Genomic DNA, 18,712 nt, shown 5'->3' with positions numbered 1-18,712 from the left:
GAGATCATCAACAATACCGAGGTGCAAGAGATCTTAAATCAAGTGATCAACAATATTGGCGGTAATGTTAGCTATGACGGCAGTGATTTTACCTATGTAAATGAAAATGGACAAACGACCACCATCGATATTGAGGCGATTGTCAAAGCCAATGAAACGATAACCACTTTAGTGAAAGACGCCAACGGCAATGGGCAGTACACCTACACCAACGAGGAAGGTACAGCAGTTATCATAGACGTACAGGCCGATGTGATCAACAACTTTGAGGAGATCATCAACAATACCGAGGTGCAAGAGATCTTAAATCAAGTGATCAACAATATTGGCGGTAATGTTAGCTATGACGGCAGTGATTTTACCTATGTAAATGAAAATGGACATACGGTAATTATCGATATGGAGGCGATTGTCAAAGCCAATGAAACGATAACCACTTTAGTGAAAGATGCCAACGGCAATGGGCAGTACACCTACACCAACGAGGAAGGCACAGCAGTTATCATAGACGTTCAGGCCGATGTGATCAACAACTTTGAAGAGATCATCAACAATACCGAGGTGCAAGAGATCTTAAATCAAGTGATCAACAAAGTTGGTGGCAATGTCAGCTATGACGGCAGTGATTTTACCTATGTAAATGAAAATGGGCAAACGACCACCATCGATATTGAGGCGATTGTCAAAGCCAATGAAACGATAACCACCTTAGTGAAAGACGCCAACGGCAATGGGCAGTACACCTACACCAACGAGGAAGGTACAGCAGTTGTCATAGACGTTCAGGCCGATGTGATCAACAACTTTGAAGAGATCATCAACAATACCGAGGTGCAAGAGATCTTAAATCAAGTGATCAACAATATTGGCGGTAATGTTAGCTATGACGGCAGTGATTTTACCTATGTAAATGAAAATGGACATACGGTAATTATCGATATGGAGGCGATTGTCAAAGCCAATGAGACACTGACAAAACTTGTCAATGTTGAAACTACAGATACAAGTGAAGAAGGAGAAGTAACAAAGACCTATTCGTTAACCTATACCGATGAAAAAGGAATAGAAAATCCTATTGACATTGAAGTATTAGTTAAAGGAAATGAAACCATAACAACCCTTGTTTACGATCCTGCTGTAAACTCTTTATACTATACCAATGAGATTGGTGAAGTAACAGAGTTAAAATTACAAGAGTTAGTTGTAGGAGGAGAATCATTGACAAAATTAGAATTCGATGCTTCTAACAATACATTGTTATATACAGATGAGAATGGCGTTATTCACACCATTGAAATTGATTCAATCAATAAACATCCATGGTTAGATTCTACCACACATAAGCTTGCAACTTCACCGACAAGTAATATTTATACGAAAGGATGGGTTGGAATTGGATTTACTGAACCTTCTACAGCACCTAGTGAGAAGTTAAGAGTTAATGGAAGTATTACGGCAGTAAACAGTTACTATGCAGATTATGTGTTTGAAAACTATTTTGATGGATTCTCATCGTTGAAATATGATTATAACTTTAAGAGTTTAGATGTTGTGGAAGATTTTATTAAAGAAAATCGTCACTTACCAGGTATTACACCGATTCATCAGTTGACTAAGTCAGAGGAAGGATACGCTTTTAACGTTTCTGAGTTATCCATCCAATTATTAGAAAAAACAGAAGAATTGTATTTGCACATTATCGATCAAAACAAAGAACTCGAGGAAAAAGAAGCTAGAATCAAAGAATTGGAACAGGCCAACCAACATGTTCAACAGAAAGTAGAACAATTGGAGCAGCTGTTATTGGAATTCATGCAAAAAAACTAACTTTTTAAAACTATTCATTATGTATAAGAATCACATGATATATAAGAGAGGAAAAGTAATACTTTCCTTACTATTCCTACTTTTAATTGGCATTTCCTCCAGTGTTGCACAGACGAATATGACTAAAATTAAGGATGGTACCTTATCAGGAACAACCACTACGCCAGGATTAGGCGTTATTTTAGAGCTAGAAAGTGTAAATAAAGGATTTTTAACACCACGGTTAACTACGCAACAGCGCGATGCAATCACAGCAGCCAATAGAACAGATGGTCTATTAATCTTCAATAAAACCACAGGTTGTTTTAATTATTGGAGTACAGTACAAGATAGCTGGTTGAGTATTTGTGGGACGCCACCACCAGCTGTATTTGAGATTAATCAAATACAGTGTCAAGCCATTACAGTTAATGGAATACTCAAACAAGGAGAGTTCTTGACTGCAGCTAATTATTTAACAATACCAGTTACCGTGACACAACCTGGTACTTATGAAGTTAAAGCTCTGACAGATAATGGATACTATTTCACCACTAGTGGAACTTTTCCTTCCGCAGGTAGCTACACTTTGGTACTGCAAGGTATAGGAACACCAAATATAGGATATAGTACGGGTGAACAAGGGGATTTGTTAACGATTAGCCTGAATAATGTAACGGCTCAGTGTCAACAGTATGCCTTTGTTGAAAATGCAACTGTGAGCTATTCTATTGATTGTGCTCAAGTACGCGTGCTTGGTGATTATATGATTGGGATGAGTTTAAAACCAACCAATAAAATGGTGCTGAGTGTAAATGTTACATCAACGGGATATTGGAGTATTTCAACTAATACTACCAATGGGTACTCCTTTAGAGGCTCAGGTACTTTTAGTGCGACAGGAGTACAAGAAATCGAGTTATTAGGAACAGGTACTCCTATTCAATCCGGAACAGATACCTTTGGATTTACAACCAATTCAGATGTTACAACCAGAGAATCTTGTACAGATATTCAGGTGCAAGTAAAAGAAGTTGACTATCGCGTTGATTGTTCTAACGTTGTTTTTACGGGGGTATATAAACAAGATGAACCTACGACGGCTTCACATACTGCAAAATTATCCGTAGAGGTGAGATCAACAGGAGAAACGGTCTTGGAAACAGAAGAAGTAAATGGTATTTACTTTACGTCAGGACCACTTTCTTTCGATGGGCTAACTACTAGAGAAGTAGTCTTAACGGCTGTAGGAACGCCAATTCAAGCAGGAACATTTGAATACGTGTTAAAACCTCAAACGGGAATGGAAGCAATTTGTTCTTTTGAGCTAACCGTAACTTCACAACCTGTTTCATATACCTTACTATGTTCTTCAATTGCAACGGTTGGGGACTATGCGCCAGGTGTACCAATGACACCAATGAATATCATGTTAGTCCAAGTCAATGTTTCTTATCCAGGCCCTTATACTATTTCGACAAATACAGTAAATGGAATTCGATTCGAAGCTACGGGTACTTTTAATACTACAGGTACACAAACTGTACAACTGAGAGGTATAGGAACGCCATTGACAGGTGGTATTCACCGCTATACCATTACCTCTGACAGTGTTATTGGAGCTAATACATGTAATAAAAATATCGATTTCTTATTCCGTCGAATGAAAGTTTTAGGACTAGGATCTCTCGGATATCAACCAGGTTCAGCGGCGGCTAAATACTCGGTGGGAACAATGTTGAAGACACCTGCCAATTTTGGACCGAATGGAATCGTAAAAGTAGACGGCGTTGATGTATACGACGGAGGAACTTCTCAAGGAAATACGCTTAGGGATCATATCAACTCAAATAATATAGACATTATTGTGGTTGGATATAACTACAGACCAAATGCAGCTAGTATTGCCATATTAAGCGATTTCGTGAAAAATAAAAAAGGAGTTCTATTACATGGACAGGAAAATGATCCTACAGGTGCTCGTGATTTAATAAATTCGATCGCTCATTCCGCATCTACTTCGGTAACAGAAATCAAAAAAGTATGGGTGAATCCAATTTTCAATACAACGGATCCTGTATTAGATGGACCTTTTGGAAATATTGTAGGCTTAAACCTTGGAGGAGATTTAGATAATTCACTCTATGTAGAGGGCTATTCGAATGAATTTACACCTTTGTCATATCAAACCGGAAATTCAAATAGCATATGGGCATTGAAACATAATACGCTAGGCTTTATATTCATCGGTGATGGTGGATGGGTAGCGGGTGATGTCAGCAATACATCAACGCTCAAATGGCCTGCACCGAGAACTTCAGGCGGTGCTCCAGTTAGTAAAATGTATCACAATAACACAACTGTGCACAATAGTATTTTCTATACAAATGCATTAGCTTGGGCGATGCAATATGTACAAGCAAATATAAACGTCAATTATACAGTTCGATAAGTAATAATAAATAGGAGAAGACTCTCTTTTAAAACCCAAAAAGTAAAACCCCATCTATATAGGTGGGGTTTTTTTATATAATGCCTAAGGCTCTACAGTAGCACAAAGATGAACTGTAAAGGCCCGACCCGTTCTAAAAAGATGTAAATAGTCGCGTCCTGTTTTACCACCTCCTAAGAGCGTACGCTTTTGAAGCAACTTTATCTCGTATTTATTTTCTTTTCTGTCAAGTAAAACTAAGTAGAGTCTAGGGGTAGGGCTATTTCATATAGGTAAAGTGTAAACTATATTCGTCTTACACTGAAGTAAAGCGTAGAAAAAGAAGCGGAGCGTATAGATTTTCCACCTTTGTAACAAGGGTTGGGTGGAGTAGGGTTTAGCGGTACACTTTTACTTTTTGTTTGGCGAAAATTAACTTTCCGTAAAAAATATGTAAGCAAACGACAGCTAACCTTTACAAATAAACTTAAATTTTTAGTAATGTTGCGTATAGTTTAAAAAAATGTAAAAAATCGTATTAAGTTTGTTTTTTATTTGTTAATAGGTTATTTTTGATTGTTGTTTAATGTGAAAAAGAAACATAAAAATGGAAAACAGATTAATGTTTGACTATACAAAGAGAATATTAGAAAATGTAAGTTTTGATTCAGAACTATTTGTCAAAGAATTTAATAAAGCCTTAGTACAGATGTTGCCCTATGATGTAGATCGCTTGGAACAATGGGTAGAAGATTTTATACAAGATAAGCCAAGCTTACATCAAAAACTGGGTCAACTGCACGTACAAGAAGTATAAAGGCAATCCGTCAATATTAATATTCATACAAATAAACAAGTTTGGTTACAGTTAGTTAAAAAAGAGGGCAATTGCTCTCTTTTTTAATTATTAGAAGGATAAAAAAAATCCCGCTTTAGCGGGATTTTTTACTATTAATAGTACGTATAACGTCTTACTTGTGCAATGTATTTCGCTAAGCGAATTACTTGGTGGCTATAGCCATATTCGTTGTCATACCAAACATACATAACTACGTTTTTACCATCAGCTGAAACAATTGTTGCTTTACTGTCAAAAATAGACGGCGCAGATGTTCCAACGATATCAGAAGATACCAACTCGTTGTTCAATGAATATTTAATTTGCTCCACTAACTCTCCATTTAGAGCTGCTTTGCGCATTACTTCATTTAATGCTTCAACAGATGTTTCTTTTTCAATCTCTAGGTTTAAAACCACTAAAGATCCATTTGGAACAGGTACGCGGATGGCGTTTGAAGTCAATTTACCTGCTAACGAAGGTAACGCCTTTGCAACAGCACTTCCTGCTCCTGTTTCTGTAATAACCATGTTTAAAGCAGCTGCTCTACCACGGCGGTATTTTTTGTGCATATTGTCAACCAAGTTTTGGTCGTTTGTATAAGCATGGATGGTTTCTAAGTGTCCTTTTACTACACCAAAGTTATCTTCCATAACTTTTAAAATCGGTGTAATTGCATTGGTTGTACACGATGCCGCAGACCAAATGTTTACTTCCGCTGGGTTGTAAGCTGTATGGTTTACTCCGTGTACAATATTTGGTACTCCTTTTCCTGGTGCTGTTAATAATACTTTTGAAGCTCCTTTTGAAGATAAGTGACGACTTAATGCCTCTTCAGTTGTGAATGCTCCCGTATTATCAATGATTAACGCATTGTCAATATCGTAGGCAGTATAGTCAATTTCCTCTGGTGTAGCAGCAGAAATCATGTGTACTGTTGTTCCGTTGATGATCAAAGCATTGTTCTCTGGATCTGCAATTACAGACCCTTCAAAATCACCGTGAACAGAATCATATTTCAATAAAGAAGCTCTTTTCTCTAGTAAAACTGCATCATTCTTATCACGTGTTACAATAGCTCTCAAACGCATTTGTTGCCCTTTTCCGATTTTGTTCATTAACTCACGAGCCAATAAACGTCCAATACGACCAAAACCGTATAGCACAACATCTTTTGGAACAATTTCCCCTGTGTTTTTAGCATCTTTTAATTTACTTACAACAAAACCTAATGCATTGTTATGCTTGTTGTCTTCCAAGTGATATTCGTATGTTAAACGACCAATATCAATTCTTGAAGGAGGAAGATCAGCTTGTTGAATTGCTTTCGCTATCTCAACCGTATCAAAAATGTTAATCGGTTTTTCAACAAACTTTGCAGCATATTCATGTAAATTGATGATATCACTAACGCTACGGTCAATCAATTGATTGCGGAACATTAACAATTCAATAGATTTGTCAAACCATAAATCGCTTATGATCTTGATAAACTCTACACATGCTTTTCTTCTGTCTGCTTGAAAAGCCAATTCCTTTTCGTATAAACTTGTATCTTTCATATTGTGTTAGATTGTGTTGTATAAAATTAGTGCAAAAGTCCACTTTTTTTATGAATAAAGCAAAAGTTAAATGCTGAATTAACGCCTAACAATTTCTATAGGAAAAGTTTGATTAATTCTCCTTTAGGTGATAGTATCTCTAGTTTTGTTCTTTGATTTTCAGTTTGTTGACTGAATATTCGTTTTGCTTGTTCGATAGAGTTTATCTTTTGTCCATTGATCGAAAGTAAGATTGCGTTGGTCAATTCAGCCTTATAAGGAAGGTATTTCTCAGCGGTTATTGCCGTTATTTTAATACCGTATTTGAGGTTGAACGTCGCCTTCTCTGTTGGTGTGAGATCGCTGAATTCAATGCCTTGGAAGACAAAACTCACCGCATGGGCTTGCATAAGTTTGATGTCTTGCTCTAGTGTTTTGTTTCCGCGTTGTAGCGTTAAGTGCACCACATCACCTGGACGTTTAGTATTCAGAACATTTTTGATGTCTACAAAGGAAGAAATAGACTTTCCGTTGATTGTTGTAATGACATCGCCTGGCTGTACGTTTACTTTTGCTGCATCTGATTCAGGAACAATCGTTTGAATGTAAAACCCTTTATCTAATTGCAATTGTAATTGCTCTGCGGTAGCGGCGTTCAATTCGAAACCACTAACGCCTAATACGCCGTGCTGTACATCGCCATACTGTAAGAAATCCTCAACAATTTTTTTGGTAACATTGGACGGAACTGCAAACGCATACCCCACATAAGACCCAGTATTGGAAGAAATCATCGTGTTGATACCAATTAATTCGCCCTGTACATTGACCAAAGCACCTCCGCTATTTCCAGGGTTGACAGCAGCATCAGTTTGAATAAACGATTGAATACCTGTCTCAGACAAATTTCTCGCCTTAGCCGAAATAATACCCGCTGTAACCGTTGATGTAAGGTTATACGGATTCCCAACCGCAAGTACCCATTCGCCTAACTGAAGCGCATCCGAATCGCCAAAGGTCAAAAAAGGCAATTTTTCGTTGGTGTCAATTTTGAGTAATGCAAGATCCATCTCTCGCTCCGTTCCTATGAGCTTCGCCTTATATGTCTTATTGTTGTTTAAGGTCACTTCTAGTTCTGATGCATTGGCAATCACGTGATTGTTGGTGACAATATAACCGTCTTCAGAAATAATAACCCCTGATCCAGTTCCAATTTGGGTTTGCGTACCCCCCTTATAGCCATAGAAAAACTCCAACAAAGGATTGCTTCGCGTCGTGATGTAGCTTAGGTTTTTTACGTGAACCACTGCATGGACCGTGTTCTCTGCAGCAGCAGTGAAATCAATAGGCTCACCCGCTATCACACGACTCGAGTTGGGTGTATCTAGCCCAACTGTTTCTTCTTGTTTTTGCGGATCTTTTTGATCCAAGTAATACGTATAGCCGAATAAGGTAATCGCTGCCGTTAAAAGACAGGTGAAAAATGTAGTAAAAAATCTTTTCATAATACAATAACGGTTAAAATGAAACTAGAGTAAAAATAAAAAAGGGGAAAGGAATTAAAAAGTGTTTAACCAATGGTTAACAAAGTATAAAATCCAAGGGATTATTTGTAAATTTGGTTCCAAACTTAGCTAAAAACAATTCTATATGTTGTCCTTTTGGAAATACCAAGGAACGGGAAATGACTTTGTCATGCTAGATAACCGTCAAAAAATAGTAGATGCCTCTAATGCAGATTTAATCACCGATTTATGTGATCGCCGATTCGGAATTGGAGCCGATGGGTTGATTTTAATCGAAGAGGATGAACAAGCCGATTTTAAGATGGTGTATTTTAATGCAGACGGCAAAGAAAGCACCATGTGTGGCAATGGTGGGCGATGTATTGTCGCTTTTGCCAAACAGCTGGGCATTATTGAACAGGAATGTCACTTCAGCGCCATTGATGGAATGCACTATGCTACCATTGACGAAGCGGGAATTGTATCTCTACAAATGATCGATGTAGATGGTGTAGAAGTAAGAGATAAGCATTTATTCGTCAATACGGGTTCTCCTCATCACGTAGAAATTGTGCGCAACTTGATGTACTTTGACGTGTATAAAAAAGGAAAGCAAATTAGAAATAGCCAAGAGTATGCACCAAAAGGGACAAATGTTAACTTTGTAGAACAAGAAGGACCCAACCATTTCCGAATTCGCACTTATGAAAGAGGAGTAGAGGACGAAACCTTGTCGTGTGGAACAGGGGCAACTGCGGTAGCCATAGCCATGCACGCCCTGGGAAAAGTGGATCAAAACGAAGTGAAAATAGAAGTAGAAGGCGGCGATCTCTCCGTAGCCTTTAACTGGGAAAACCAAACCTATAAACAGGTCTTCTTAAAAGGACCTGCTACCTTTGTTTTCCAAGGAACTATTAGCATATAAAAACATGATTAGACTAGAAACTGCCGAGATAGTTCTCCGTGCATTAGAACCCGAAGATTTAGAATTTATCTATCAAATTGAAAATGATCTCAGCCTATGGGAGGTGAGTAATACCCAAACTCCTTATAGCCGTTTTTTGATTCACCAGTATTTAGAAAATGCACACCAAGATATTTACGAAGCAAAACAATTGCGCTTGGTAATCTGCGCTAAAGACACAGGTGAAACATTAGGATTGATCGATTTGTTCGATTTTGACCCCAAAAATGATAGAGCAGGAGTGGGGATTGTCATTCAGAATAGCCAAAATCGCTCGCAAGGAATTGGCTCTCAAGCATTAGAATTAGTTGTGAATTATAGCCGAGAATACCTGCATCTAAACCAACTTTATGCTAATATTGCAACCGACAATCAAGCGAGTATTCAATTGTTTGAAAAATATAATTTTACAGCCATTGGCGTGAAAAAAGCCTGGACTAGAGTGGGCCAAGAATATAAAGATGAAATTATGTACCAGTTAATATTTTAAAAAGAAATGAAATTAAAAAATATACTGATCGCACTTTCGGTAGTAGGTGCTTTTGCTTTAATAGGTTATTTGTATTTGTGGTATGAGAAAGCCTTTTCTCCCAACCTTCACGATTGGAATGAAAAAGAGTATTTCTATATTCAAACCTCAGATAACTTCCAAGATGTATTAGAAGCCTTACGTCCTTATTTAAATGATCCTGAAGGTTTTGAGGAAATTGCTAGTCAAAGAAGTTACAACAGCAACCTAATTGCAGGGCGATTCAAATTGACTAACGGTATGGACAGCTACAGTTTAATTGAAGCCTTGAGAAAAAATTCCCCTGTTCGCTTGACCTTTAACAACCAAGAACGCATTGAAAACTTAGCCGCTCGTATCGCAGATCAAGTGGAAGCAGATAGTACGGCAATGATGGAAGTATTCCTCGATCCAACTTTTTTAGAGGAAAACGGATTTACTAAAGAAAGCGTATTGGTGGGCTTCTTGCCAGAAACGTATGAGTTTTATTGGACTGTAACCCCACTGAGAATGCGCAACAGAATGCATAAAGAATACCTGAAATTTTGGAATGAAGAGAGAAAAGCTAAAGCCGCTGAACTAGGATTAACCCCCGTTGAAGTAGCTATCTTAGCGTCTATCGTACAAAAAGAAACGAGTAAAAACGACGAAAAATCCAAAGTTGCTGGGGTTTACCTCAATCGCTTGCGCATCGGTATGCCTTTACAAGCGGATCCAACCGTTGTTTTTGCTAAAAAATTGTATACCAATGATTTTGATCAAGTGATCAAACGAGTGTACCACAAAGATACAGAACTGGAATCTCCTTATAACACTTACCAAAACGTAGGACTTCCTCCAGGACCAATCTTCATGCCAGATAAAGTGTCAATTGATGCTGTATTAAACGCTGAAAAACACGACTATATGTACTTCTGCGCAAGTGTTGATCGAATGGGATATCACGAATTTGCCACTACCTTGGCGCAACACAACCAAAACAGTAGAAAATACAGCGCATGGTTGAACCAATCTGGAATAAGATAGATTGAGCCTTTGACCGTTAAGGACAAATTAAAATAAAAAAAGAGACTAAAACATCGTTTTAGTCTCTTTTTTTTGGGGTGCGTGTTTAGCTTTTGTTGCTCGAGATTAGTCCGATGGCACGGGTAAACCGTGCGTTAGATGTTTGTAAATCCGCGCCATCGGAAATACGCTATAAATCTACATCAGTAAAAATTAATCGCAATATCCCCTTCCCAAATATGGAAAAAAAAGCTCAAATGCCTTTGTTTTTCTCTATATAGTAAATGTGAACGTCTGTTATTCAGCTGTTTGTTTTGTTTGATTTTATATTTGTTCGGGTCTTCTTCGATAAACATTCGTATTTACGGGGGTTTACCCCCCATTTACCGAAGCTGACTCGAACAAGACTCGAACAAGACTCGAACAAAAACCCAACGCACGGTTTGCAAATCCACGCGATCGGACTGAATGGAAAAATACGGATCCCATAAAAACGAAAGAGGATGACCTTTTGGGTCACCCTCTTCTTATTTGAACACTATTCGCGTACTATATAACTAAATTATTTGTCAATTTCTTCTGAAGTGAAGCCCAATTTTACCGTTGGGAACTTACTTTGTGTCATTTGAATAGAGAATTCACTGTCTGCTAAGAAAACCAGTTGTCCTGATTTATCAAACGCCAAGAATTTTTGTTTGATGCGTTTAAACTCTTTGAACTCTTCGTTTTTCGGATCTTCAGGTCGCACCCAACACGCTTTGTACGCCGGAAAGTTTTCATACGTACACTTGGCACCATACTCGTGCTCTAAGCGATATTGAATTACCTCATACTGTAAGGCACCTACTGTTCCAATTACCTTACGCCCATTCATCTCTAACGTAAACAACTGTGCAACTCCTTCATCCATCAATTGATCAATTCCCTTTTCTAACTGCTTCGACTTCATTGGATCGGCGTTGTTAATGTATCTAAAGTGCTCAGGAGAGAAGCTTGGAATACCCTTGAAGCTCATAATTTCACCTTCCGTTAAAGTATCTCCAATCTTAAAGTTTCCTGTATCGTGTAACCCGACAATATCTCCTGCATATGAAATGTCAACAATCTCTTTCTTTTCTGCAAAAAAGGCATTCGGACTGGAGAATTTTAATTTTTTATTTTGACGAACGTGTAGGTAGGGCGTATTGCGCTCAAACGTACCCGAAACAATTTTGATAAAAGCTAAACGGTCCCTGTGTTTGGGGTCCATATTCGCGTGAATCTTGAAGACAAAACCACTAAATCCTTTTTCCGTTGGTTCAACCAAACGCGTATCCGATTCTTTTGGTCTAGGAGACGGAGCAATTTGAATAAAACAATCCAATAACTCGCGTACACCAAAATTATTCAACGCAGAACCAAAAAATACAGGCTGCAATTCTCCTTTTACATAGGCCTCACGATCAAAATCAGGGTAAATTTCATGGATGATTTCCAATTCTTCTCTCAATTTATCTGCTGCCGTATTGCCGATTAGGTTGTCTAATTCTTTGGACGCTAAGTCCGAAATATTAATTACATCATCGATGTTTTTTCGACTGTCATCCGTAAACAAGTTAACGTTCTTTTCCCAAATGTTATAGATTCCCTTAAAGTCGTATCCCATGCCAATAGGATAGCTTAAAGGAGTCACTTTTAGTTGTAGTTTTTGTTCTACTTCATCCATCAAGTCAAAGGCATCACGTCCTTCACGGTCTAATTTGTTGATGAATACAATCATCGGAATGTTGCGCATGCGACATACTTCAACAAGCTTTTCCGTTTGCTCCTCAACTCCTTTTGCTACGTCAATCACCACAATAACACTGTCTACTGCCGTCAACGTACGAAACGTATCCTCAGCAAAGTCCTTGTGACCTGGCGTATCCAAAATGTTGATCTTTTTGTCTTTATAGTTAAAGGCTAATACAGATGTAGCAACTGAGATTCCTCTTTGGCGCTCAATCTCCATAAAATCCGAAGTAGCTCCTTTTTTAATCTTGTTATTCTTTACTGCACCTGCTTCTTGAATAGCGCCTCCAAAAAGAAGTAATTTCTCTGTTAAGGTAGTCTTACCAGCATCGGGGTGAGCAATTACACCAAATGTTCTTCTGCGTTGTATTTCTGTTAAAAAACTCATCTCTAAAAAAATTAGGACGCAAAAATACTCATTATTTGCTGAAAATAATAATTATGCGCAGTAATCGTTTTCTAAAGGAGAGATTCTCCTTAAAAATCAAGACCCAAAGCACATCCAATTGCATAGATGACAAAGAAAATCCTCAGGAAAAAACTAAAGAGAATGTTAATCCTTAAGGTAAATAAATGCGGTATTAGTAATATTGTTAATTAAGTTTTTTAACTTGTTTATTTAAACGTATTTTTATCCGTTTTTTTAAAAATAATATCATTTACGGCTTAGAAATGTTATTTTTGTTAGCTTAATAAATAAAAGAATAGTATAGGTAATGGAGGATATGAGAATAAAGTATATCAAACACGCTGTTGTTTTATTGGCGGTGCTTTTGGGCTATACGAGTTGTAATAAACAAAAAAAACTTGACGGCGATAACTATATCGCTCGAGTAGATGATAAATATTTAGATCGTTCCTCTCTGCAAAATATCGTTCCACCGCAGACTACTGTCAAAGATAGTATAGCTATGGTAGAGCTGTTTATTAACAAATGGGCAACCAAACAATTATTGATGGATGCCGCAGCGTTTAATTTATCAGACGATAAGAAAAAGGAAATAGATGAATTAGTTGCCAATTTCAAATCAGAACTTTTAATCAAAGGCTATCTGGAGAAATTAGTGCAACAATCTGTCGATACTGTAGTTCGAACAAGTGATTTAAAAGAATATTACGATAAAATAAAATCCGGATTTAAAGTAGATGATATGTTGGTTAAACTGTCTTATGTCAACATTTTAAACTCTAATTCTCACTACAATAAGGTAAAGAGCGGTTTTAATGGTGGGAAAGACGTAAAGTACGAACTCTTAGATCAATTATCCCTTCAAATGAAATCCTATGTCTTAAATGACTCCCTTTGGGTTAATGTATCTCAAATTTACGAGAAGTTGCCCTTTATTAATTCGGAGAATAGAGAACAATATTTAAAAAACAACACCTATTTTGAGGTTAAGGATGAAAATAGTACGTACTTTGTGCGCATTAGTCAAGTATTGAGAAAAGGAGATATTGTTCCCTATTCTTATTTAGAACCCTCTTTGCGTTTGATGGTGCTAAATAACCGAAAAATGGAATTATTAAAACAGATAGAAGAAGATATTTTAAAAGATGCAAAAAAAGATAAAAATTATGAAATTTATCAGTAAGAAGGTAATGTTTGCTTTGGGGCTATCACTTGTTGTGATAGGGGGAATGCAAGCACAGAATCCAACGGGAAAAAGAAAGATTGACGGTGTAGTTGGTGTAGTTGGAGATTACGTAATCTTAGAATCAGAGATTGATAAGACCCTATTGGAGTTAAAAGCACAGCGTATTCCTATTGATAATTTGTCAAAATGTGATTTATTCGAGCGTTTATTAGAAGATAAATTATATGCCCACCAAGCTGTTCAAGACAGTATTGAAGTAAGTGACGCAGAGGTAACTAGCTTTATGAATGATCAGATCAATCGCATGGTGGAAGAAGTCGGCGGTATTGAGCGTATTTTAAGCTTTTACAACAAAAAATCAGAAGAAGATTTTAGAGATTACTTTTTTGATATTGTAAAACAAAATAAGTTAACTCAGGCAATGCAGCGCCACATTGTTGAGAAAGTAACAATTACACCAGAAGAAGTTCGACAGTTCTTTCGCACTATTCCAGAAGATGAAAGACCAACAGTAGGAGACGAGGTTGAAATTGCTGAAATTGTGATTAAGCCAGAAATCTCAAAAGAACAAAAACAAAAAGTGATTGATCGCTTAAATGAAATGCGAACTGATGTTTTGGAAAATGGAGCGAGTTTCTTTAGTAAAGCAGTTTTGTTTACCGATGATAAAGGTTCTGCAGCTAATGGAGGATTTTATTCTATTACCAAAAAAGACCCTTTTGCCAAAGAGTTTAAAGAAGTTGCCTTCAGTTTAGCAGAGGGCGAAATTTCTGCACCATTTGAAACAGAATTTGGATACCACATCATTTACTTGGAAAAAATTAGAGGACAACACTTAGATGTGCGTCATATCTTATTGGTCCCTAAACCAACAGAAAAAGCACTAGAAGAGGCAAAGACTAAAGCAGAGGGAATTCGCGAAAAAATAATGAATAAAGAAATCTCATTTGCCGAAGCAGCTGCCGCTTCATCTGATGATAAAGACACTAGACAAAATGGGGGGGTGTTGAGAGATCCAATGACGATGGATACGCGTTTTGATCTAAACAAAATGGAAGATCGCGAATTGTACTTTTTAGTAAATGCACTCAAAGAAAATGAAGTATCTCCCGTTTCTTTAAAAACAGATCACAGAGACCAAAAAAGCTACCGCATTGTGACGATCAACAAGAAGATTCCTTCACATAAAATTGACTTTGTCGACGATTATACCAAGGTAAAAAACATGGCGTTGAACAAAAAACAAGAAGAAGAGTTACAAAAATGGGTAACAAAGAAGATAAAAGATGCCTATATTAATATTCAAGGCGAATATAAAGACTGTAAATTCCGTAATAATTGGCTTAAAAACTAAGAAAATAATAATCTAAACGGTTGAAAACGACATTTTAGCAATAGACTAAAATGTCGTTTTTTATTAAATAAGATTGAATATTTGAAATATCTTAATTTTATAGGGTAAAAAATAATTAATTTCAGATTAATTGATAATAAATACTAAAAGTATTGTTGTTTATTCAGTAAAGTAGAATGTTTATAAATAATAATTTTTGGATTTGTAGGAAATAGTAAAAACTTTTGAAAATTAATTAGATTGATTAAATTTGCGACGACAAAAAATAAAATACAAGTCAAACGTTCTTTTTGAACACCAGGTGTGAGGTTTACCTTTGTTTCCCTATAACACCCCAATGAGCGTTCTATTTTTTATAGGAGGATTACAATTGGGGGGTGACAGGTAAGGCAAATACAAAAGGGAAGGCGAACAAACCACCAGATGGGCAAAGAAACACAAGGAGTAAAAACTAATACAAAATAATGGTTTATGGGGGCCAAAAGGCAAGTCCTTTTCGATAACCTGTAAGCAATAGATATTAATTATGAGCTTTTATACAGATTACATCAACGAGATTGAAGAAAGAAAAAATCAAGGACTTAACCCTAAGCCAATTGATGGTGCTGAGCTTTTAAGCGAAATCATAGCACAAATAAAAGATACAGCAAACCCACATCGAGCGGAATCGCTGCAACTTTTTATTTACAATGTTTTACCTGGTACGACAAGTGCGGCTGGAGTTAAAGCTAAATTTTTAAAAGAAATCATCTTAGGTGAAGCAGTAGTAAGTGAAATTACACCTGCATTTGCCTTCGAATTATTATCGCATATGAAGGGTGGACCTTCTATCGCAGTGCTCTTAGATTTGGCGTTAGGTAACGATGCAGCAATTGCTCAAGAAGCTGCTAAAGTATTAAAAACACAAGTGTTCTTATACGAAGCAGATACAGATCGTTTGAAAGAAGCATTTGAAAAAGGAAATGCTATTGCAAAAGAGATCTTAGAAAGCTATGCAAAAGCAGAGTTCTTTACTAAACTCCCTGAAGTAGAAGAAAAAATCGAAGTGGTAACTTTTATCGCAGGGGAAGGAGATATCTCTACGGATTTACTTTCTCCAGGTAATCAGGCGCACTCACGTGCTGACCGTGAATTACATGGATTGTGTATGATCACCCCTGAAGCGCAACAAGCGATTAAAGACCTACAAGCACAACACCCTGGTAAAAAAGTGATGTTGATTGCTGAAAAAGGTACAATGGGTGTAGGATCTTCTCGTATGTCTGGGGTAAATAACGTAGCTCTTTGGACAGGGAAACAAGCGAGTCCATACGTGCCATTCGTAAATATCGCGCCAATTGTTGCTGGTACAAATGGTATTTCTCCTATTTTCTTAACGACAGTTGACGTAACCGGAGGAATTGGAATCGACTTGAAAAACTGGGTGAAAAAAACAGATGCAGCTGGTGAAGTTGTTCGCAATGAAAAAGGAGAACCTATTTTAGAAGAGGTTTACTCTGTAGCTACAGGAACTGTTTTGACAATCAATACCAAAACAAAAAAATTATACAACGGAGACCAAGAGTTAATCGATATTTCGAAAGCTTTAACTCCACAAAAAATGGAATTTATCAAAGCAGGTGGTTCTTATGCTATCGTATTTGGTAAAAAAATCCAAACATTTGCTGCTAACGTATTAGGTGTTGATGCACCAGTAGTATTTGCTCCTTCTAAAGAAATTTCTATCGAAGGACAAGGGTTAACAGCAGTAGAGAAAATCTTCAACCGCAACGCAGTAGGGGTAACAAAAGGAAAAGTGTTACACGCAGGTTCTGACGTTCGCGTAGAAGTAAACATTGTTGGATCTCAAGATACAACAGGATTGATGACTGCTCAAGAGTTAGAAGCAATGGCTGCAACAGTTATTTCTCCTATCGTAGACGGTGCATACCAATCAGGATGTCACACTGCATCAGTATGGGACAAAAAAGCACAAGCAAACATCCCGAAATTAATGAAGTTCATGAACGACTTCGGTTTAATTACAGCGCGTGACCCGAAAGGAGAATACCATTCCATGACAGACGTTATCCACAAAGTATTAAACGATATTACTGTAGATGAGTGGGCAATCATCATTGGAGGAGATTCCCATACAAGAATGTCTAAAGGGGTAGCTTTTGGAGCGGATTCAGGAACGGTAGCTTTAGCTTTAGCAACAGGAGAGGCTTCAATGCCAATTCCAGAATCAGTGAAAGTAACATTCAAAGGAAACATGAAAGAACACATGGATTTCCGCGATGTGGTTCACGCTACTCAAGCACAAATGTTAAACCAATTCGGAGGAGAAAACGTATTCCAAGGAAGAATTATCGAAGTTCACATCGGTACTCTTTTGGCAGATCAAGCGTTTACATTCACGGACTGGACTGCTGAAATGAAAGCAAAAGCGTCTATCTGTATCTCTCAAGATGATACGTTAATCGAATCATTGGAAATCGCGAAAAGCCGTATCCAAATCATGATCGATAAAGGGATGGACAATAAAAACCAAGTGTTACAAGGCTTAATCGATAAAGCAAACAAGCGTATTGAAGAAATTCGCTCTGGTGCTAAACCAGCATTAATGCCAGATGATAACGCTAAATATTACGCAGAGGTTGTTGTTGACTTAGATATTATCGAAGAACCAATGATCGCCGACCCAGACGTAAACAATGAAGACGTTTCTAAACGCTATACGCACGATACGATTAGAGAGCTCTCTTTCTACGGGGGGGATAAAAAAGTTGATCTTGGATTCGTTGGTTCTTGTATGGTCCATAAAGATGACTTGAAAATTGTTTCTCAAATGTTGAAAAACATCGAAAAACAAACAGGTTCAGTGAAATTTAATGCGCCACTTGTTGTTGCAGCTCCAACCTACAACATCATCGACGAATTAAAAGCAGAAGGTGATTGGGAATACTTACAAAAGTACTCTGGATTCGAATTTAGCGATCTTTTGCCTAAAAACAACGCTCGTACGGAATATGAGAATATCATGTATTTAGAGCGTCCTGGTTGTAACCTATGTATGGGGAACCAAGAAAAAGCAGCAAAAGGAGATACAGTAATGGCTACATCCACACGTTTATTCCAAGGACGTGTAGTAGAGGATTCAGAACGCAAAAAAGGAGAATCTTTGTTAGCTTCAACACCAGTAGTTGTACTTTCTGCTATCTTAGGTAGAGTTCCTACAATGGAAGAATATAAAGCTTCTGTTGAAGGAATCAACTTGACGAAGTTTAAACCAATTTCGACGAAGTAGTTCTTTTAATAGAATAGATACAATAAAAAGACACTGTACCAAAAACTGTGTAAGTATAAAATTCTGCTTGGGTTAAAACCGAGCAGAATTTTTTTATATATTTAAT

General features: G+C 37.3%; 12 protein-coding genes. 9 read left to right on the top strand and 3 right to left on the bottom strand.

Annotated features, from left to right (window positions below):
* From HX062_RS15425 to HX062_RS15415, 3 genes are all read left to right on the top strand, one after another.
* The coding region (locus HX062_RS15425) for a tropomyosin (protein WP_286468026.1) at nucleotides 1-1,827 on the top strand (1,827 nt) is incomplete at its 5' end.
* A 19-nt stretch (nucleotides 1,828-1,846) separates the two neighbouring features.
* Nucleotides 1,847-4,258 carry a phage tail-like protein gene (locus HX062_RS15420; RefSeq protein WP_286468025.1) on the top strand — a complete coding sequence of 804 codons (2,412 nt, stop codon included), beginning with the start codon at nucleotides 1,847-1,849 and terminating at the stop codon, nucleotides 4,256-4,258.
* A gap of 586 nt (nucleotides 4,259-4,844) precedes the next feature.
* A complete protein-coding gene (locus HX062_RS15415) occupies nucleotides 4,845-5,054 on the top strand; it encodes a hypothetical protein (protein ID WP_182628542.1) in 210 nt (69 codons plus the stop codon).
* 134 nt (nucleotides 5,055-5,188) lie between these two features.
* On the opposite strand, the gene HX062_RS15410 is transcribed toward HX062_RS15415, so the two are convergent.
* Both HX062_RS15410 and HX062_RS15405 read right to left on the bottom strand, forming a co-directional pair.
* The gene (locus HX062_RS15410) at nucleotides 5,189-6,637 is read right to left on the bottom strand and encodes a glyceraldehyde-3-phosphate dehydrogenase (protein WP_182628541.1); all 1,449 of its coding nucleotides are present in this window, start codon (nucleotides 6,635-6,637) and stop codon (nucleotides 5,189-5,191) included.
* A 95-nt stretch (nucleotides 6,638-6,732) separates the two neighbouring features.
* Nucleotides 6,733-8,121, bottom strand: coding sequence for a trypsin-like peptidase domain-containing protein (locus HX062_RS15405; RefSeq protein WP_286468024.1), 1,389 nt, complete (start codon nucleotides 8,119-8,121; stop codon nucleotides 6,733-6,735).
* Nucleotides 8,122-8,266: 145 nt separating this feature from the next.
* Between HX062_RS15405 and dapF the strand changes: the two genes are divergently transcribed.
* The 3 genes from dapF to mltG are packed head-to-tail and all read left to right on the top strand — an operon-like array spanning nucleotide 8,267 to nucleotide 10,619.
* Nucleotides 8,267-9,046, top strand: a complete 780-nt coding sequence (gene dapF, locus HX062_RS15400; RefSeq protein WP_286468022.1) for a diaminopimelate epimerase — start codon at nucleotides 8,267-8,269, stop codon at nucleotides 9,044-9,046.
* Between the two features lie 4 nt (nucleotides 9,047-9,050).
* The gene (locus HX062_RS15395; RefSeq protein WP_182628538.1) at nucleotides 9,051-9,575 is read left to right on the top strand and encodes a GNAT family N-acetyltransferase; all 525 of its coding nucleotides are present in this window, start codon (nucleotides 9,051-9,053) and stop codon (nucleotides 9,573-9,575) included.
* A gap of 6 nt (nucleotides 9,576-9,581) precedes the next feature.
* Entirely contained in the window at nucleotides 9,582-10,619 is a 1,038-nt protein-coding gene (gene mltG, locus HX062_RS15390; protein WP_286468021.1) for an endolytic transglycosylase MltG, read from the top strand.
* Nucleotides 10,620-11,160: 541 nt separating this feature from the next.
* On the opposite strand, the gene HX062_RS15385 is transcribed toward mltG, so the two are convergent.
* Nucleotides 11,161-12,756 (bottom strand): peptide chain release factor 3, encoded by a 1,596-nt coding sequence (locus HX062_RS15385; RefSeq protein ID WP_182628534.1) that lies wholly within the window; start codon nucleotides 12,754-12,756, stop codon nucleotides 11,161-11,163.
* 337 nt (nucleotides 12,757-13,093) lie between these two features.
* On the opposite strand from HX062_RS15385, the gene HX062_RS15380 reads away from it, so the two are divergent.
* From HX062_RS15380 to HX062_RS15370, 3 genes are all read left to right on the top strand, one after another.
* On the top strand, nucleotides 13,094-13,960 hold the full coding sequence (locus tag HX062_RS15380; protein WP_255492482.1) for a hypothetical protein: 867 nt from the start codon (nucleotides 13,094-13,096) through the stop codon (nucleotides 13,958-13,960).
* On the top strand, nucleotides 13,944-15,317 hold the full coding sequence (locus HX062_RS15375) for a peptidylprolyl isomerase (protein WP_286468020.1): 1,374 nt from the start codon (nucleotides 13,944-13,946) through the stop codon (nucleotides 15,315-15,317). The genes HX062_RS15380 and HX062_RS15375 overlap by 17 nt, the downstream gene beginning before the upstream one ends.
* Before the next feature lie 526 nt (nucleotides 15,318-15,843).
* Entirely contained in the window at nucleotides 15,844-18,606 is a 2,763-nt protein-coding gene (locus HX062_RS15370) for a bifunctional aconitate hydratase 2/2-methylisocitrate dehydratase (RefSeq protein ID WP_286468019.1), read from the top strand.
* Nucleotides 18,607-18,712: the final 106 nt, after the last annotated feature.

Origin of the sequence: Myroides sp. DF42-4-2, assembly GCF_030326445.1 — a bacterium.
GTDB lineage: Bacteria > Bacteroidota > Bacteroidia > Flavobacteriales > Flavobacteriaceae > Flavobacterium.
Note: the sequence above shows the minus strand (reverse complement) of the source record. Positions and strands in the feature narration are given on the sequence as shown.

Bases quoted from the DNA above. Each gene is read 5' to 3' on its own strand.
- HX062_RS15370 (WP_286468019.1), top strand. From the start codon at position 15,844: ATGAGCTTTTATACAGATTACATCAACGAGATTGAAGAAAGAAAAAAT.
- dapF (WP_286468022.1), top strand. From the start codon at position 8,267: ATGTTGTCCTTTTGGAAATACCAAGGAACGGGAAATGACTTTGTCATG.
- HX062_RS15380 (WP_255492482.1), top strand. From the start codon at position 13,094: ATGAGAATAAAGTATATCAAACACGCTGTTGTTTTATTGGCGGTGCTT.
- HX062_RS15395 (WP_182628538.1), top strand. From the start codon at position 9,051: ATGATTAGACTAGAAACTGCCGAGATAGTTCTCCGTGCATTAGAACCC.
- HX062_RS15420 (WP_286468025.1), top strand. From the start codon at position 1,847: ATGTATAAGAATCACATGATATATAAGAGAGGAAAAGTAATACTTTCC.
- mltG (WP_286468021.1), top strand. From the start codon at position 9,582: ATGAAATTAAAAAATATACTGATCGCACTTTCGGTAGTAGGTGCTTTT.
- HX062_RS15375 (WP_286468020.1), top strand. From the start codon at position 13,944: ATGAAATTTATCAGTAAGAAGGTAATGTTTGCTTTGGGGCTATCACTT.
- HX062_RS15415 (WP_182628542.1), top strand. From the start codon at position 4,845: ATGGAAAACAGATTAATGTTTGACTATACAAAGAGAATATTAGAAAAT.
- HX062_RS15410 (WP_182628541.1), bottom strand. From the start codon at position 6,637: ATGAAAGATACAAGTTTATACGAAAAGGAATTGGCTTTTCAAGCAGAC.
- HX062_RS15405 (WP_286468024.1), bottom strand. From the start codon at position 8,121: ATGAAAAGATTTTTTACTACATTTTTCACCTGTCTTTTAACGGCAGCG.
- HX062_RS15385 (WP_182628534.1), bottom strand. From the start codon at position 12,756: ATGAGTTTTTTAACAGAAATACAACGCAGAAGAACATTTGGTGTAATT.